This is a genomic window from Vibrio sp. Vb0349 (genome assembly GCF_033338975.1).
In genome coordinates, this window is the sequence record NZ_JAWOTS010000463.1 from 1 (window position 1) to 1,032 (window position 1,032).

The 1,032-nt window shown below is 44.6% G+C and carries 1 protein-coding gene and 1 pseudogene; both read left to right on the forward strand.

Going from position 1 to position 1,032, the window contains the following annotated elements:
- A pseudogene (locus tag R7Q47_RS26615) lies at positions 1–100 on the forward strand (IclR family transcriptional regulator); the annotation flags it as partial.
- A gap of 6 nt (positions 101–106) precedes the next feature.
- Positions 107–946: an arginase family protein gene (locus R7Q47_RS26620; RefSeq protein ID WP_318090317.1), complete on the forward strand. Its 840-nt coding sequence runs from the start codon at positions 107–109 to the stop codon at positions 944–946.
- Positions 947–1,032 lie beyond the last annotated feature (86 nt).

The following is a 1,032-nucleotide window of genomic DNA, read 5'->3' on the forward strand; positions in this document are numbered from 1 at the left end:
AGTTTCGGTTATGGCTCCGGCACACCGAGTAGAAAAGGATAAGCAGCGCATTATTTTGCATGTGTTGCAGGCGGCAAGGGCACTACCACCAGAAAGGTAATTCATCATGTTAAGCTTTTTCAAACGCTATAAGTTTCTTCACACACCAAAGCAGCCGCATCATTATCCTTTTTCTTTTATGACGGTTTGCGAACACTTAGCCCCTATGTCTAAAGGTGCGTTTGAATTAGCAGACCAAAGTTTGGAAAACGCGAGCGAATGGTTGTATCAACAACATGATCACGCGACAGCAGCGAATTTCGGTCATTTTTCTCACTCAAAATTAGAGAGTGGTGAATTTCAGGAAGCATTGAGCCTATCGCTTTCTCGCCACTCTATCCCTGTGTTGGTTTCTAACTGCACGGAAGCCATTTTATCGATGCTTCCTGTCGTTGTGTCGTACCGCGATGAAGTGGGCATTGTGAATATCGGCCATAAGATGAGCCTAAAGCCGACGCTTGAACCTCGCATGGGTTCAGCGTTTCACTTTGCCCTTTCTCGCTATCAAAACGTGCGACTATTTTTTGCTGGCGTAAGCGAGCAAGACACGAAACAAGAAACCTTGGAATACGCCGAAGATCAAGGCTGTGATTGGGTAACGGATCGTGAGTTTACGTTCAGACATCGCAACCACGTAAAGCAGCAAATCAGCAATTATTTGGATCACTGTGACCAAATCATTGTGACGATAGATTTGGGTTCGCTATCAACGAAAAACAATCTTGAAGGTACGCCATCGCTGGATATTCAAATGGTACTGAGAACATTAAGGCTGTGTTTGGTATCTGGTAAGGTAAAAGCGATTCAACTTGTAGGCGACCGTGACCGATTGGTGTATTCACGACAAACCAAAGCCATTCTTGAGGAGTTGTATCAGATGGCTCCCCTGCTCGACCACGCGGCGTAGCGAATAATTGTACAGAATAAGGCCATCACTTAGCCTTATTCTGGCAGAGTCTCACCTTTTATTATCATTTACTAACAAATACTTAC